General features: G+C 67.2%; 16 protein-coding genes. 1 reads left to right on the forward strand and 15 read right to left on the reverse strand.

Annotated features, from left to right (window positions below):
• Positions 1-728: transposase (locus ACLBYA_RS25120; RefSeq protein ID WP_447712178.1), on the forward strand; the 728-nt coding region annotated here is incomplete at its 5' end.
• A 32-nt stretch (positions 729-760) separates the two neighbouring features.
• On the opposite strand, the gene ACLBYA_RS25125 is transcribed toward ACLBYA_RS25120, so the two are convergent.
• From ACLBYA_RS25125 to ACLBYA_RS25195, 15 genes are all read right to left on the reverse strand, one after another.
• The gene (locus tag ACLBYA_RS25125) at positions 761-1,681 is read right to left on the reverse strand and encodes a MetQ/NlpA family ABC transporter substrate-binding protein (protein WP_447712179.1); all 921 of its coding nucleotides are present in this window, start codon (positions 1,679-1,681) and stop codon (positions 761-763) included.
• Complete coding sequence (locus tag ACLBYA_RS25130; protein WP_447712180.1) at positions 1,681-3,234, reverse strand: copper resistance CopC/CopD family protein; 1,554 nt, start codon at positions 3,232-3,234, stop codon at positions 1,681-1,683. The genes ACLBYA_RS25125 and ACLBYA_RS25130 overlap by 1 nt, the downstream gene beginning before the upstream one ends.
• Positions 3,235-3,240: 6 nt before the next feature.
• On the reverse strand, positions 3,241-3,960 hold the full coding sequence (locus ACLBYA_RS25135) for a YcnI family copper-binding membrane protein (RefSeq protein WP_447712181.1): 720 nt from the start codon (positions 3,958-3,960) through the stop codon (positions 3,241-3,243).
• 6 nt (positions 3,961-3,966) lie between these two features.
• Positions 3,967-5,064, reverse strand: coding sequence for an LLM class flavin-dependent oxidoreductase (locus tag ACLBYA_RS25140; protein ID WP_447712182.1), 1,098 nt, complete (start codon positions 5,062-5,064; stop codon positions 3,967-3,969).
• Positions 5,061-5,924 (reverse strand): ABC transporter permease, encoded by an 864-nt coding sequence (locus tag ACLBYA_RS25145; protein ID WP_447712183.1) that lies wholly within the window; start codon positions 5,922-5,924, stop codon positions 5,061-5,063. Before ACLBYA_RS25145 ends, ACLBYA_RS25140 begins: the two co-directional genes overlap by 4 nt.
• Positions 5,911-6,759 carry an ABC transporter ATP-binding protein gene (locus ACLBYA_RS25150; protein WP_447712184.1) on the reverse strand — a complete coding sequence of 283 codons (849 nt, stop codon included), beginning with the start codon at positions 6,757-6,759 and terminating at the stop codon, positions 5,911-5,913. The genes ACLBYA_RS25145 and ACLBYA_RS25150 overlap by 14 nt, the downstream gene beginning before the upstream one ends.
• Before the next feature lie 8 nt (positions 6,760-6,767).
• Positions 6,768-7,868: an ABC transporter substrate-binding protein gene (locus ACLBYA_RS25155; RefSeq protein ID WP_447712185.1), complete on the reverse strand. Its 1,101-nt coding sequence runs from the start codon at positions 7,866-7,868 to the stop codon at positions 6,768-6,770.
• A 9-nt stretch (positions 7,869-7,877) separates the two neighbouring features.
• Positions 7,878-8,984, reverse strand: a complete 1,107-nt coding sequence (locus ACLBYA_RS25160) for an ABC transporter substrate-binding protein (protein ID WP_447712186.1) — start codon at positions 8,982-8,984, stop codon at positions 7,878-7,880.
• Between the two features lie 102 nt (positions 8,985-9,086).
• Complete coding sequence (locus ACLBYA_RS25165; protein ID WP_447712187.1) at positions 9,087-10,070, reverse strand: ketopantoate reductase family protein; 984 nt, start codon at positions 10,068-10,070, stop codon at positions 9,087-9,089.
• Positions 10,067-11,449 (reverse strand): NAD(P)-binding domain-containing protein, encoded by a 1,383-nt coding sequence (locus ACLBYA_RS25170; RefSeq protein WP_447712188.1) that lies wholly within the window; start codon positions 11,447-11,449, stop codon positions 10,067-10,069. Before ACLBYA_RS25170 ends, ACLBYA_RS25165 begins: the two co-directional genes overlap by 4 nt.
• Positions 11,446-12,783, reverse strand: a complete 1,338-nt coding sequence (locus tag ACLBYA_RS25175; RefSeq protein ID WP_447712292.1) for an LLM class flavin-dependent oxidoreductase — start codon at positions 12,781-12,783, stop codon at positions 11,446-11,448. The genes ACLBYA_RS25170 and ACLBYA_RS25175 overlap by 4 nt, the downstream gene beginning before the upstream one ends.
• A gap of 217 nt (positions 12,784-13,000) precedes the next feature.
• The gene (locus ACLBYA_RS25180) at positions 13,001-13,792 is read right to left on the reverse strand and encodes an ABC transporter ATP-binding protein (RefSeq protein ID WP_447712189.1); all 792 of its coding nucleotides are present in this window, start codon (positions 13,790-13,792) and stop codon (positions 13,001-13,003) included.
• Positions 13,773-14,606, reverse strand: coding sequence for an ABC transporter ATP-binding protein (locus tag ACLBYA_RS25185; protein WP_447712190.1), 834 nt, complete (start codon positions 14,604-14,606; stop codon positions 13,773-13,775). Before ACLBYA_RS25185 ends, ACLBYA_RS25180 begins: the two co-directional genes overlap by 20 nt.
• Positions 14,603-15,526, reverse strand: coding sequence for an ABC transporter permease (locus tag ACLBYA_RS25190; protein ID WP_447712191.1), 924 nt, complete (start codon positions 15,524-15,526; stop codon positions 14,603-14,605). The genes ACLBYA_RS25185 and ACLBYA_RS25190 overlap by 4 nt, the downstream gene beginning before the upstream one ends.
• Positions 15,523-16,578, reverse strand: a complete 1,056-nt coding sequence (locus ACLBYA_RS25195) for an ABC transporter permease (RefSeq protein WP_447712192.1) — start codon at positions 16,576-16,578, stop codon at positions 15,523-15,525. The genes ACLBYA_RS25190 and ACLBYA_RS25195 overlap by 4 nt, the downstream gene beginning before the upstream one ends.
• Between the last annotated feature and the right edge of the window lies 1 nt (position 16,579).

The following is a 16,579-nucleotide window of genomic DNA, read 5'->3' on the forward strand; positions in this document are numbered from 1 at the left end:
CGGTCTGCCCGGCATTGGAGCGGGCCGCGCTGCTGACCCAGGACCGCGGCTGGGTGGTGCTGCTGTCGCGTTATCAGCGACCGAAAGCCATTCGCCAGAACGGTGTTTCGCGTCTGACAAGGACGCTCGATGATGCCGGAGTGCGCAACGCGGCCACGATCGCCGCCGCTGCGGTGACCGCCGCCAAAACGCAGACCGTGCGCCTTCCCGGCGAGGACGTCGCGGCCGGACTCGTCGCCGATCTGGCCGGGGAGGTGGTTACCCTCGATGACCGCATCACATCCACCGACGCCGACATCGAGGACCGATTTCGCCGCCATCCGCTCGCCGAAGTGATCACCAGCCTGCCCGGCATGGGGTTCCGCCTCGGTGCGGAATTCCTGGCCGCCGTGGGCGATCCCGAGTTGATCGGATCGGCCGACCAACTCGCCGCATGGGCCGGACTGGCCCCGGTGCCCAAAGACTCCGGGAAACGCACCGGACGACTGCACACCCCTAAGCGCTACAGCCGACGACTGCGCCGAGTGATGTACATGTCCGCACTCACCGCCGTCCGTTGCGACCCGCACTCCAAGACCTACTACCAGCGCAAACGCGACGAAGGAAAACGATCGATACCGGCAACCCTGTGCCTGGCCCGGCGCCGCACCAACGTCCTCTACGCCCTCATCCGTGACAACCGCACCTGGCAACCGGATTCACCCCCGATCACTACGACCGCGGCTTGACTTCTTCATTGAGAGTCCTTTCTTGGTCGGCGTCAGCCCAGGAACGGGACCTGCGCCGAGATGAACTTTCCCTGGTAGGTGCGTGCGAGATAGTCGGCGACCTCGTTGCTTTCCAGCGCGTGTGCGAGCGCCGAGACGCGTTCGTCGCCGGCGAGTCGGGACGGGGCCACCAGCACCCGGGCGTACGGGTTGCCCGGTCCCGGTTCGATGGCCAGTCCGTCCCGGGCAGGTACCAGCCCGATCGACGTCGCGGTGGTCGGGTCGAACACCACGGCATCGAAATTCTGGTAGATATCGGCCGCGTACTCACTGAGGTCGAGCGCCCGGATGGTCAGGTGGCGTTGGGATTCCAGCACATTGGCCTCGGTCACCGACAGATCGGCGACGGTCAGACCGCCGAATGCCCGGTCGAGTCTGGCCAGCTCCACCGACTGCAGCAGGTACAGGCTCCGGGCGAAACCTGCCTTGCTCTGCGGTACGGCCACCACCGCGCCGTGCGGCAGGCTCTGCCCGGTGATCTTGTCCTCACCCAGCGGCGAGTTGACCCAGTCCTCGGTCGGCGCCAGATCCTTCCACCGCGACGAGTACAGCGCGTACGGTGCGACGTCGACCTTCGACACGATGCTCAGTGTGTCGTGGCCGTTGGCCTCCTTGTTGCCGAGGAACGCCGGCTGGGTCTGATAGAACGCCAGATCCGCCTGCTCGTCGCCGATCTGGGCGTTGGCATCCTCGGCCGCATCGGCCAGTTCGAACCGGACACCGGGCGCCAGGCCGGAATCTGCGACGAACTGCAGCACGTCGCGATAGCCCTCGCCGCCGACCTGGATCCGCAGCACATCCGCGGAGGCCTGCCCGTCCTGATAGGTCACCGGCGCATCCCCGGAACACCCCACCGCCGTGATCGCGCACACCGCTGCCGCGGCGATGGCCAGGATTGTCCGTCGAATGGTCATCAGAGCACCTCGTAGAAGAAGGACGCCAACTTGGGGCCCCCGCCGTCATCGAAACGGACGGTGACCTTCCACTGGCCTGCCGCGGGGACGATCAGTCCGTCGCTGCGCCACCGGCCGTCGCCCACCGGGGTCATCTCCACCGGCAGTCGCGCCACATTGGCAGCGACAGAGGACAATTCGATGTCCAGCTCGGCGGCGTCGGATCCGTGATACCCGACGGTCACCGCCTGGCTGCCCCGGCGCACAGTGTCGATGTGCACGTCGAGCACATCGCCCATGCCGAAGTCGACGGTCGTCGAGACATCGGTGGTGTAGCTGTCCTTGGCCGGGGTCAAGGAGGACAGTGCGGAAGTCAGGCCGATGACCAGGATGGCGAGCCCGGCCTCGACGAGCACCGCCGGGCGGTGACCGATTCCTTTGTGGGCCTTGCGGAACGCCAGATAACCGACGGTGATCGCGGCGGCCACCGCGATGACCTTCAGCGTCAGGGTGAGGCCGTAGGACGTGGTGAGCAGCGCCGCCCACGGCCGGACCTGCAGCAGCGCCAGACCGATACCGGCAACGACCAGTAGGCCGACATGGCCCAGCGCGACGCGGTGCCAGCGCGCCAACGCGACCGGCTCCGGTGCCAGCAGCGCCAGCACCGTCATCCCGCCGAGCCACACCGCGACGGCGTACACATGCCCGGCGGTGAGCAGCAGCGGCAGCGGCCACAGGTCGGTCGAGCCGCCGTGGCCGCCCAGTGCCACAGCGGCCACCGCGGCCCCGGCATAGACCAGTGCTAGAACGGTTGTGCCACGGTGTCTTCCGGGCGGCGCAAGGACGGTCGGCACGGCCAGCGCCGTGGCGATCGTCAGTGCGGTGCCGAACGGGGTGCCGACGATGGTGGTGACCGCCGACCAGGACGCGGCGGCCAGTCCACCCGCCTGCTCGACGACCAGGATCAGCAACCGGCCGAGCAGTCCCGCCGCGAGCAGACCCGTGCCGACCCGGTAGAGGATGCGGAACCGCCGCGAGCCCAGGATGCCGGGCCACACCCAGCGTCCGGCCAGCAGGACACCCGCCGACAAAACGGTTCCCAGGTAGACGGTGATCTTCACCGGCAGGACCACCGCGCGCCCGACCGCGGACTGCCCGGACTGCTGCGCCCACTGGCCCTGTTCGGTGACCGCACCCACGGTGAACCGGATCGACAGCGACACGACGTGGGTGTCGGCGGATACCACTCGGGTGGTCACCAGATAGGCGCCGGCGGGCAGCGGTTCGGCGGGTACCACCACGATGCGGGTACGGCCGTCGTCGAGATGCGGCGCGGACAGCGGGTAGCGGGTGCCGTCGGCGTCGATGAGCTGGGTGGAGCCGTCGACCAGTGACACCGGCTCACTCAGCTCGAAGGTCAGCGCCGCGGGCGACGCGTCGAGCGGCGTGCCGTCGGCCGGTGTGGTGGAGATCAGCGTGGCGTGCGCGAACGCCGGTGCCGCGGCCCACACCGCAGCCGGCAGCGGCGCCGCCATGATCGCCGCCGCCAGGATGCGGAGGGTGAACCGTCGCAACACCACTCACGATGACCCGGTGCCGGTGTTCCGCCGCAGCGACAACGCGAACAGGCCCGCGGTACCCACGGCGATCACCAGGGCGGCCAGCGAGGTGATCCGCCACCACCACGAGTCGGCGGGTACGCCCGCCGCTGCCTGGGTGACGGTGTCCGGTGCCCCCGGCGCCTCCGGTGCCCCGTGCCCGTCATGGCTGTGCCCGGCCTGTGCCGCGGCCAGCGTCACGACCGGTGCCGGATACTCCGGTTCGGTGTGCTGATCGACAGCGATCTCGTTCCAGGACACAGACGATCCGTCGCTGTACTTCTGATCGGCGGGCAGCGCCACGGTATCGCTGTCGGCGGGCCACGGCCCCGCTGAGAAGGTGAACTCGCCGAACTCGGTGGGCTTGATCCCGGCCGCCGGGTCGACGGCCCGCCAGGTGATCCGGCTGACCCGCGCACTGTCCCCGTCGGGTTCGGTCTCCACGCTCGCGGTCCAACCCGGGATCGGCAGGGTGCGAGCGCTGAGCAGATCGACCTCATCGGGCACCTCTATGCTCAACTCGACCGTCGACGCGTCCGCGGATTCGGTCGGCACGATCAGCGCCACGATGCCGTAGCCGCCCCTGGCCGGGGACTGGCCCTCGTCGACCCGGACATGGGCGGCGGCCGGCGCCGCGGCGAGCACGCCGGCCACCGCCAAGGTGGTTCCGATTGCCGCGAGGCGGGTTCTATTGATGGACATCATGATTCAGTTCCAGTTCTCCGCGATGAGCCGGTAGGAGTCGCGACGGTCATCGGGGGCGTACACGATGGTGCTCACCAGCAGTTCGTCGGCCGACACACTGTCGGTCAGTGCGCGCAGGCGGTCGACGACCCAGGGGGTGTCACCGGCGAAGCTCAGCGCCCTGGTATCGGCGAACTTCTGGTTGTCCGGCACGACGACGCCGGCGCCGGTCGGTGGCTCCGAGGGCAGATAGGTGCCGCGCGAGCGCAGACTGGTCAGCGTGCGCAGGAAGGTCTCCTCGAGTGCTTGGGCGCGTTCGGTGGTCTCGGCGGCGATCGCATGGGCGGACACCCCGACATAGGGTGTGCTGAGTCGCTTCGAGGGTTCGAACGAATCCCGGTAGCGCGCGACGGTGCCGACGATGTCGTTCTTGATGCTGTGTGCGTTGACGTAGAGCGGCAACCCGTATTTCGCGGCGATGGTGGCGCTGTAGCCGGATTCGCCGCCGAACACCGCCAGACCCAGATCCTCCTGATAGCCGGGGGACACCCGGTACTCCTCGCCGCCCGCGACGGCCACCGGTCGCTCCAGATGGTTGAGGATCTCGCGGATGCGGGACTCGTCATCGGGCACGATCAGCGGCGCATTCGACAGATAACCCAGCAGTTCGAACAGGAAATCCGACCCGTCGGCGTCGACGTGCACATCGCGGTCTTGGGAGCCCGGTTGCGCGGTGACCGTGGCCAGGATCTCGCTGATCTGGCGATACGGCGCCGATTTGCCGTAGCCCTGTTTGGACCGGCCCAAGCCCAGCACCACCCGTCCTGGTGCGACGGCGGCCAGCGAGCCGAACTCCTCGGCGATCTCCAGGCTGGTGTGGAACGGCAATACCGTGGCCGCAGATCCCAGGGTGATGGTCCGGGTGGCCTCGACCGCCAGTGCGATCAGGATCGCCGGTGCCGACGACGCGCGGCCCTGGTCGAGGTGGTGCTCGGCGAACCAGTAACCGCGGAAGCCGAGATCTTCGACATAGCGCGCCAATTCGATGCTGCTGCGGATCGCCGCACCTGCGCTGCTGCCCCGCGGGATGGGCACCTGATCGAGAACCGATAGCTCTGTCATGACTTACTCGTCAGACCGAGTTGCCATGCGGTGATCCGCTTTTCGATACCGGCCAGCACGAGGTTCAGCGTGACCCCGATGATGCCGAGCACGACGATCCCGGAGTACATGGCCGGGATCTGATAGCCCTCCTGACTGGAGCGGATGTAGATCCCGATGCCCTCGGTGGCGCCGAGGTACTCCGCGGCCACCAGCGCGGTGAACGAATAGGACGCCGCCAGGCGGATTCCGGGGAAGATGTTCGGGACCGACGCGGGCAGGATCACCTGGGTGAAGATGTAGAACCGGTCCCCGCCGAGGGTGCGTGCCGCATTGATGAGGATCTTCTCGACGCCCTTGACGGCGTTGACCGTGCTGATGAAGACCGGCCAGAACGCCGCCCACGTCACGATGGCCACCTTGGATTCCTCGCCGATGCCGAAGAACAGCAGGAACACCGGGAACAGCGCCAGGATCGACAGGCTCCGGAAGAACAGCAGGACGGGCTCGAAAGCCTTCTCCAATGGCCGGATCGAGCCGACCAGGATGCCGGACACCACGCCGAGGCTGGTGCCGACCGCGAATCCGGACAGCCCGCGCCGCAGGCTCGGCCACACCTGCTCGCGCAGCGCGCCATCCGAGGACAGACCCTCGACGAGGCTGGCCAGCACCGTCTGCGGCGGAGTCAGGAATTTCGGGTCGAGCACCCCGGTGGCGGTGGCGGCCCACCAGGCGAACAGGAAGCCCGCGACCCCGAGGGTGCCGTAGAGGTACCTGTCGTATTCGGCCAGCCGGGCCCGCCACAGCTTGGGCGGGGCGCTGGCGCCGGAGACCACCGTGGTGTCGGTGGCCGCCGCGGCAGACAGCTCAGTTGTTACCAACTTCGACCTCCTCTTTCAGGATCTGGGCGACCTGCCCACGGATCCGGCCGAACTCGGCGCTGGCACGGGAGTCGTCATCACGGGGCCGCGGCAGATTCACATCGATGAGAGCTTTGACGGCACCGGGGCGTTTGGTCATGACCGCGATGCGGTCGGACAGGAAGATCGCCTCGTCGATCGAGTGGGTGACGAACAGGATGGTCTTCTTGCGCGCACCCGATTCCCAGATCCGCAGCAGCTCGTTCTGCAGGAATTCCCGGGTCTGGGCGTCCAGTGCGGCGAACGGTTCATCGAGGACCAGTACCTCGGGGTCATAGGCCAGCGAACGGGCGATGGCCACCCGCTGCCGCATACCGCCGGAAAGCCGGTGCGGCAGAAGGTGAGCGAAACTCTCCAACCCGACGGTCTTGAGGATGCGGTCGGAGATCTTGCGGCGTTCGGCCGCCGAGACCGACCGCACCTTGAGGCCGACCTCGACGTTCTTCTGCACCGACAGCCAGGGGAACAGGGCGTAGCTCTGGAACACCACCCCGACGTTCTTGTTCACCCCGCGCACCGCCGCGCCGTCGAGGGTGAGCGTGCCGCCGTCATAACTCTCCAGGCCGGCCAGGATGTTGAGAAAGGTGGACTTGCCGCATCCGCTGGGACCGAGCAGCGAGAGGAACTCGCCCTCGCGGATGTCGAGATCGAAGTCGCGCAGCACCTCGATCACGGATGCCTTCTCGCCCCTGATCGCCTTGCCGACGTGGGGGAACTCCTTGTGCAGGCCTCTGGCCTGGATCTTGACGGCCTGGCCGGTGTCAGCGGCCGGCCGGTCGATCAGTGGCTGTGCCATATCGTCTCTCAGATCTCGGTGTCGGTCAGGACTTCGGTGTTCTCGGACTGCGACTCGATGAGTTCGGGCCCTTTCGCGTACGGGTTGAACTCGTTGGTGGCGACGTCCTCTGGCGTGAGCTCCGCCTCGGCGGGGGTCAGCGTGCCCACCCGGTCGGCCAGGCCCCACCAGAACCCGGTCTGCTCCTTGTCGAGGATCAGATTGTTGGTGTAGTAGTGCTTGGTCACCTGGTCGGTGGGGAAGCCGGTGAGTCGCGCCACCGTTTCGCGGTACTCCTGGGGGTGGGCGTTGGCCCAGTTGGCCACCTTGGCCAGCACGCCGACAAATTCCTTGGTCTGCTCGGGGTACTTGCGGATGAACTGGCCACTGGCGCTGATCGGGGCCAGGCCGCCGTCCTCACCGGAGTTGTCGAAATCGGAGAACGCCACCTTGAGCGCCGGATCGGTGCGCAGCACCCCGTTCAGCGGCGGGTGGATGACCGCGAGGTCCACCTCACCCTGCTCCAGGGATTGTGGCATCTGACTTTCGGCCTGGGTGAGGAACTTGACTTTCGTGATGTCGACATCGTTCTTGACCAGGTAGTCCTTGAGGATGAACTCGGCGCAGCCCTTCAGCGAGTTCAACGAAACGGTCTTACCCTCGATGGATTCGAGGTTGTCCGGACTGATATCGGAGTCGGCGCGCACGAAATACTCCATGTGTGGCTCGTCCTGGGTGGTGTAGGTCCGCGACGCGATGACCTTCAGATCGACCCCGGCGGCGATCGCCGACAGCGATCGGTTGAACATGAACGAGGCGAAGCTGACATCCCCGGTGCCCAGCAGCGCGGGCAGCTGGCCGGAATCCACGTCGCCCAGGTACTCCGGACGCAACCCGGTGCCCTCCCAAAGGCCGAACTCGTCGGCGAGCTTCACCAACGAGGGGCTGTTCTTGGCCTCCACCCATTTGAAGAAGACCGGGTTGTTCGGATCCGACGGGACGACTTCCTCGGCCCGGGTCGAGGATTCGCCCGGTGAGCAGGAGACCAGCGTGGCTCCCGCGATGACCGCGGCGATGACGGCGGTGGCGCCGCGATGAAAACGGCTGTGCGCTTGAAAGGTTGATGGCATGTCGTCCGCTCAGATCTCGGTGTCGGTGAGTACTTCGGTGTTATCGGCCTGGGACGCGATCAGCGCCGCCGACGGTGCGTACGGGTTGAACTCGTTGGTGGCGATGTCCTCGGGTTCGAGAGCCGCTTCCTGCGGGGTGAGCACACCGACGCGGTCGAGCAGACCCCACCAGAAGCCGGTCTGCTGTTCGTCGAGAATCAGGTTGTTGGTGAAGTAGTACTTGGTGACCTGTTCGATCGGTAGTCCGGTGAGCCGTGCGACAATCGCCCGGTACTCCTCGGGATGGGCGTTGGCCCAGTTCGCCACCTTGCCGAGCACCCGGACGAATTCCCTTGTCTGCTCTGGATATTTGCGGATGAACTCGCCGCTGGCGCTGATCGGTGCCAGGCCACCGTCGCTGGCCGATGTGTCGAAATCGGAGAACGCGACCTTGAGCGCGGAGTCGGTGCGCAGCACTCCGTTGAGCGGGGGATGGATGACGGCCAGATCGACGCCGCCCTGCTCCAGAGATTGGGGCAGCAGATTCTCGGCCTGGGTGAGGAACTTGACCTTGGAGATGTCGACGTCGTGTGCGACCAGATAGTCCTTGAGGATGAACTCCGCACAGCCCTTCAGCGATGACAGCCCGACGGTCTTGCCTTCGAGCTGTCTGAGATTGGACCCGTCGAGGTCGGAGTCCGACCGCACGAAGTACTCCATGTGCGGCTCGTCCTCGGTGGTGTAGGTCCACGACGAGATCACCTTCAGGTCGACACCGGCGGCGACGGCCGACAGCGCGCGGTTGAACATGAAACCGGCGAAGGTCACGTCCCCGTTGCCGAGCAGCGCGGGCATCTGACCGGAATCCACTTCTCCCAGGTACTCCGGGCGTACCCCGGTGCCCGCCCACAGGCCGAGTTCGTCGGCGATCTTGACCAGCGAGGGCTGGCTCTTCTTCTCCGCCCACTTGAAGGCCACCGGGTTGTTCGGATCCAGCGGCACCACCGCTTGTGCCTCAGCCGGACCGGTATCGGAGGAACAGCCGGTGAACGCGGTGGCGGCCAGCGCCGCGGCGAGCAGGGCGGCGGCGCCACGGCGGATCCGGGTGCGCGCCGCGGGGGCCGATGTTTGTACCATGACAACCTACTTCAAAGGCAGTGGAATCCAACGCCATTCATCGTTGCCGTATCTGCGCCCGCGGACAAGGAATAAACTCCGCCACGATCTTTAAGTACGTGGTCAGCGGGCCGGCGACAGTGCCGACAGCACCTCGTCGGCGTCGGCCGTCCGGGGCGGGCGGCCGAGCCGGGCGTGTTCGGCGGTGATCCGCTGGATCAGCTCGTTGGCCGGCGCCGTCAGCCCGTGCTGTCGGGCCAGCAGCACGATTTCCCCGTTGAACCAATCGGTTTCGACATCGGTGTGGCCGCGGCTGACGCTTTGCCAGGTGGACCCGAAGTAGTCACCGCGCAGGCGCCCTCGCAGGAAGTCGCCGCGGCGCTCGGCATCGCGCTGGGCACTCACGACGGCAATCCCGGCGGCGTTCAGAACGTGTTCGCCCTCCGACCGTGCCTGTGCGACAAGCTCATCGGCCGCGGTCCCGGGCCGGAACGCGGCCGTCACCCCGTTGCCGAGGTTGGCAATCAGCTTCCGGTACTTCCACGCCATGATGTCGGGCCGTACCCGGGACAGGAATCCGGCGTCTTGCAGCGCCAGCGAGAACTGTTCGGCGGTGTCATCGGCGCCGGTGGGGTATCGGCCCAGATCGAGGATCCCGGCGACGGGATGGCTCTGCTGCACAATGACCCCGGGCTCCAGATGTGCGGCCGACACGACAACGGCCACCGCATAGACATCGGCGAACCGGCGCAGCGCGGCCGGCTCATTTGCGACCCCGTTCTGTGCGACGAAGACGGGGCTCCCGGGCGGCGCATGGGCTGCCAGGTCGTCGAGTGCGGCAGCGCTCTGGTGACTCTTGACGGCCAGCACCACCAGCGGACCGGAATCCCAGTCGATATCGGCGGCCCCGGCGGCCGCGTGTACCGCAACGGTATCGGTGCCTGCGCCGTTGACCAGGCGCAGCCCGTCGTACCGGATGGCATCCAGATGTGCGCCGCGTGCCACTGCGGTCACCGCGTGGCCCGCGAGCTGCAACCTGGCCGCGATCAGGCCGCCGATCGCGCCCGCCCCGTAGACGACGACCGGGCGGTGCGCGGACACCGTCACCGCGCAGATCCGGCGTCGAGCAGATCGGCCAGCACCAGGTCGCGGGTGATGGCCGCGACGAGCCGGGGCACCCCGATACGCAGACTGGGCACATCACCGACCGGCCGGCCGAAACTGACATTCGCGCCGATGCTGAACACATGGATATCGGCGAGCCAGGGTGCACTGCCGGGATTCTTCTGGGTCAGCTCGTACCCGGCGCCGAGATACGGTGCCACCGACAGCAGATCGTTGCGCCGATGGGCCGGCGGCGTGTACATGTCCTGCCAGAGTGCGGTCAGCGGTGCGATGGTTTGCAGCTCGCCGCGGGTGCGCGGGTCCTGCTGGTAGCCGGTACCGGCGATCACGAAGTCGAACACCTCGATACCGTCGGCGGCGTCGACCCGAACCCGGCCACCCTCTTCGGTCGCCGCCGTCCACGGCGCCGACACATGCAGGCGGTAATTGTCGAACGCCGCGGCCCGGCGCACCGAATCCTCGGGCACGTTCGCGCCCGCATCGGAGACCTTCCAGCGCAACTCCCAGCGCCGGTCATCGGGTAACAGGTGAAAGGCGTCCTGCACCAATGGATTCGGGCGGTTCGCCAGATTGGCGACGACGACCTCGGGCCTGCGAGTGTAGACGTGCACTGCACCCGCCCCGGCCTCCAGCGCGGTGGCCGCGGCATCGAAGGCCGAGGCCGCAGCGCCCAGCACTGCGACCGAGCGGCCCTGCAGCGCAGCAAAATCGATGGTGTCGGCGGTGTGTGCCCACAGGGTGCGCGGCAGGCCGGTCAGCACCTCGGGGATGTGCGGGCCGCCGGTGCCCGCTACCCCGCCGGCCAGCACCACCTTGCGTGTCGTCTCGGTCCAGCGGCGCCCGTCCTGCTCCAGGGTCAGCACCACGGCGCGCTCTCCCGGTGCGATATCGGTGACCCGGATGCCCCGGCGGGTCGGCACACCGGTGACGCGGGCGAACCAGCTCAGGTAGTCGGCCCATTCGGTGGTGGGGATGCGGTCGATGTCATCGAAAGCCGCGGTGCCGTTGCGGCTTTCGAACCACGCCCGGAATGACAACGCGGGGTTTCCCAGCTCGGGCCCGGAGATCGTCTTGCCGGTGCGCAGCGTGCGCATCCGGGCCTTGCTGCGCCAGGCGGAATCGGATTCGGATTCGCCTGCGTCGATCACCGAGACGCGGGCGACGCCGGCCCGCAGCAGCGCGTGGGCGGTGGTGATGCCACTCTGCCCGCCACCGATGACCGCGACATCGTGGTCGACATCGGTGCGCTCGGCGATCCAGTTGTTACCGTCCAGGCCGAGAAGTCGCAGGGATTCACGGGCGGCCTCATCGGCGAGCGCCTGGTCGTCCAGGATGCTGTCGCGGGTGATCTCGGTGGTCATCCGGCCACCGCCCCGGCCAGCAGGTTGGCGTTGGCGGGCCGTTCGAGGCCGTAGTGACCGCGCAGGGTGGTGGCGGTGTACTCCCGGCGGAAAAGGCCGCGGTCCCGCAGGATCGGCACCACGTGATCGACGAACAGCTCCAGTCCCGACGGCAGCACGGGCGCCATCACGTTGAAACCGTCGGCGGCACCTCGGCGGAACCAGTCCTCGATCGTGTCGGCGACCTGTTCCGGTGTGCCGGTGAAGGTGCGGTGCCCACGGCCCCCGCCGAGCCTGCCGATCAACTGACGGACGGTGAGCTTCTCGCTGCGTGCCAGTTCGACGATCAGGGTGTAGCGGCTCTTGGCGCCCTCGATGGCGTCCTCGGGCAGCAGCTCGTCGGGCAGCTGTCGGTCGAGGTCGAGCTCCTCGACCGGAATCCGCAGCGTTGTGGCGAGCTGTCTGTGGGCATACTCCGGCACGATGGCCTCCTCCAGTTCACGGTCCCTGGCTACCGCCTCGGCCTCGGTGCTGCCGATGACCGGGACGATGCCGGGCAGGATTTTGATGGTGTCGGGATCTCGGCCGGCTGCAACGGCCCGGGCCTTCAGATCGGTGTAGAACTCCAGGCCATGTTCCAGGGTCTGCTGCGCGGTGAACACCGCCTCTGCGTGCCGGGCCGCGAAACCCCGGCCGTCCTCCGAGGATCCGGCCTGGACCAGCAGCGGATACCCCTGCGGGGAACGCGGGATGTTCAGCGCCCCTTCCACCGAGAAGTACCGCCCGCGGTGGGCGGCCGGATGGATCTTGCTGTCATCGCCCCAGACCCCGTTCGTCTTGTCGGCGACGATGGCATCGTCTTCCCAGCTGTCCCAGAGCTTCTGCGCGACCTCGACGAACTCCTGGGCGCGCGCGTAGCGATCGGCGTGCGCCGGCAGCTCATCGAGGCCGAAGTTGCGGGCTGCCTCGACCGTGGCGGTGGTGACGATGTTCCAGCCGGCCCGGCCAGCGCTGACATGATCCAGGGAGGCGAACCGACGGGCGAGGTTGTAGGGCGTGTTGTAGGAGGTGGACGCGGTGGCGATCAGACCGAGATGCCGGGTCGTCGAGGCGAGCACGGTCAGCAGGGTCAACGGCTCCAGCACGCCCAGCGGCCGGCGGCCGACATTCCCGTTGAGTTGCGGGCTGTCGGCCAGGAACACCGAATCGAACGTTCCGCGCTCGGCGGTCTCGGCCAACCGGACATAGTGCGCGACATCGGTGGCGGCAAAGGGATCACTCTCGGTGAGCCGCCACGAAGCCTCGTGGTGGCCGGTGCTCATCAAGAATGCGTTCAGGTGCAGCTGTCCACCCAATGTGGGTACCCCTTCGGGCTCGTAGCGTTTCACGTGGCGGCCCGACGTCGGCCGGCCTGTCAGGTTCACACGCTAACGACGCGGCAGGCAAAGATCAGCACACTCTGCCTACGGGAAACCTGTAGCACGACTGCGTCGATCGGTATCGAGTACTGCCATCCCATCCCATCGCAACGGACAGCGGTGAGCAGATCACCGGTATCCGCATCGCGCGCGGCTATGTCGCTTGGCGGAACTGCCTGCCGGGCATGGTCGGAACGGCGCCGATGAGCTTGCGCGCATACTCGCTGCTGGGATTTCGGACGATGTCTGCAGCGTGCCCGTACTCGACGATCACGCCTTCATTGAGCACGGCGAGCCGGTCGCTCGTCCCGGCGATGGAGCCGATGTCGTGAGATACGAACACGATGGAGAGGCCGTGCTCGGACCGCAGTTTCTTGAACAGTTCCAGCACGAGGATTCTGTTGCTCGCGTCCAATGCGCTGACCGGCTCGTCGCAGAACAGCAGCTTGGGGCGGGTGATCAGCGCCCGAGCCAGGACGATGCGCTGCCGCTGCCCGCCGGACACCTCGTCCGGACGGCGGTCCAGCAGCGCCGGGTCCAGCCCCACATCGGCAAAAACCTGCTCGGCGCGTTGCCGCGGCGTGTTGACCGAATCAATCGGGGCACCGAGGGTGAGCGGTTCGACCACCGAGCGCTCGATGGGCCAGTCCGGGTCCAGGCTGGACAGTGGATCCTGGAAGACGAATTGGATTGCACCGCCGTGCCGGAACCGGCGCAGCTCGCTGCCCGACAGATCGCCGATGTCCTTGCCGTCGAAGCGGATGGTCCCGGCATGAAGGTCAGTGAGTCCGAGCACCGTGCGACACAGCGTGGTCTTTCCCGAGCCGGTCTCACCGATCAACCCGAGGATCTCACCGCCCGCGACCTCGAGGTCGACGCCGGCGAGTACCTTCTGCTCGCCGTAGCCGACCTCGACGCCGGTGAGGCTAAGCAACGGTTGAGACATACCGGGCTTCCTCTGCGGTGGTGAACTTTTCGATGCCGTACCGCTCGTGCTCCTCGGCGAGCAGCCGGGTGTACTCGTGTTGCGGAGCGGTCAGCACGCTGCGCGCGTCACCGGACTCCACGATGTGCCCGTCGCGCATCACGATGATCTTGTCGCAGATCGATCCGACGACTGCCAGGTCGTGCGAGACGAACACGATGGACAGGCCGGTCTTGTCGCGGCGACTGCGCAACACGTCCAGTACCTGTGCTTGTACGGAGACGTCGAGAGCCGTGGTCACCTCGTCGGCGACGAGTAGCGAGGGTTCGCCGGCAAGGGCGATCGCGATGACCGTCCGCTGCAACATCCCGCCGGAGAGCTCGCGGGGCACCTTGCCGCCGACAGCGCCAGGCTCCAGGCCGAGTTCGGCGAGGAGGGCCTCGGCCCGCTGCCTGGCGTCCCGTCGTGTGATGCCGTGCTGCAACCGCAGCGTCTCCTGCAGCTGTCGACCCACCGGCATCGTCGGGTTGAGATAGGAGCCGGGGTCCTGGAAGACGGCCGAGATGACCCGTCCGCGCAGCGGCCGCCATTGGTGATAGCCGTACTCGAGCACGTCCTGACCGTTCAATTCGACCACGCCGCCGGTGACCCGGAGTTGCTGGGGGAGGATGCCGAGCACCGTCTTGCAGGTCACCGACTTGCCACTGCCGGATTCTCCGACGACGCCGAGGATTTCACCGGCGCCGAGTTCGAAACCGATGCCCTCGATCACCGGTCTGGGCTGCTTGACCGTGGCGACGGTGAGGCCGTCCACACGAACCAGGGGTGTGTTCATCGCCGGGCTCCTTCTCCGGTGCGCGAGCTGGGCTTGGCCTGCAGCAGGTAGAGCCCGCTGGCGATCTGCTTGTGGTCGGCGGGGCGCCGTGCCAGATCCGCGATGCCGTTGAGCGCGACCACCGTCGCCGTGATGAGGAACGCCGGGTAGAGCGGCGCCCATGGTTTCTGACCGAGGTAGCCGAGATCGGCGGAGATCAGCCCGCCCCAACTCGGCTCCGGCGGCGTGATGCCGATGCCGAGGAAGGTGAGGCTGGAGACGATGATGAGCCCCGTGGCGACCGAGGTTGCGGCCGCGATGAGAATCGCCGGGATCACCTTCGGCAGAATGTGCCTGGTGACCACATACCAGGTGGATCCGCCGTACAGTCTGGCGCTCTCGACATAATGTGCCTGCCCGACTTGCAGGGTGGCGGCACGGGTGACGCGGTAGAACAGCGGGGCTGTCATGACGCCGACGACGATCATCGCCTGGTGCAGTCCGTTGCCGATGAGCTGTGTCACTGCGACTGCGAAGGTCAGGAACGGCACCGCGATCAGGGTGTCGATGACCCGAAGGCTGAGCCATTCGAACCAGCGCTGGGCGTAGACCGACAGGACGGCGGCGGGGACACCGACAGTGAATGCGACGCCGGCGGCTTCCAGTGCGGCGAGCACGGAAATCCGCGAGCCGTGCAGCAGCCGGCTCAGCACGTCCCGTCCCAGGTAGTCCGTGCCGAGCCAATGCGACGACGAGGTCGCGGCCAGCGTGGCGTCGCTCCCTGCGAGTGGGTCGTGTGGCGCCAATGCCGGGCCGAACACCGCGAGAAGCACGACGAAGACCGCGAAACCGACGCTGACCCAGCCGTATACCCCGAGTCTGTGGAGTCCCGAGGCCAGCCGAGACTGACGGCGTGGCGGTGCGGAGGCGTGGGCCGTCATATCGAGGTCCTGCGATCGGGCGAGAACGTGTTGAGGGCGGTGTTGACCAGTGTGTTGAAGATGAGTACCAGGATCACAGCGACGATAAGCGCGCCCTGCACGACGGGCAGGTCCCCGCCGGTGGCGGCCTTGGCGGTGAAGACGCCGTAACCGGCCATGGAGAAGACCGACTCGGTGATGATCGCGCCGCCGAGGACGGTGGGAAACTTCAAGCCGAGGATGGACAGCGCGGGCCCTATTCCGTTGCGCAACGCGTGGACAAAGATGACGCGCTTCTTAGAGAATCCCCGCAGTATCGCGCCGGTGACGTAGTTACCTTCCAGACTGCCGACCAGCCCGGCACGAACCTGTCTGGCCAGATCGCCGATGGTCTCCAGGCTCAGCGCGATCGCGGGCAGGGTGATGGTCCAGAGCCATCGGGCGGGATCCTGCTCCAAGGGGACGTACCCGCCGGACGGGAACCAGCCGAACTTCACCGCGAAGATCGAGATCAGCAGGACGCCGACCACGAAGGCGGGGATCGCGGTCCACGCCGACGACAGCACGGTGATGATCCGGTCGGTGATCCGGCCCTGCCGCAGTGCGGCCAGAACACCGAAGCCGAATCCGAAGGTGACGCCGATGACCATCGCGAACAGTGCGACCGACAGTGAGACCGGCGCGGTGTCGAGCAATTGTTGCAACACCGGTTGTCCGTTGCGCCAGGAGTTTCCGAAGTCGCCGGTCAGCAGGCCGCCGAGCCAGTCGAAGTATTGCACCCACAGGGGCCGGTCCAGGCCCCACTCCCGTTCGATGGCGCGGACCATCTCCTCGGTGGCGTCGTCGCCGGCGACGATGGCTGCCGGGGTCACCTTGCTGATGATGCCCAGGCTGAACGTGAGCACCGTCGCCAGCAGAAACACGAAGACAGTGACCACGCTGAGGTGAAGTACGGTGTGCAGCCACCGGCGTCGTCCCCGCGCCGCCGCCGGCGCCGCGACGGGGTTGACCGGGTCGAGGGTGCGTTCGTCGAGTGTCGCCGTCATGTCGACGCCGGAGTCGTTGCGGGGCAAG

The organism is Mycobacterium sp. C31M, assembly GCF_053345865.1.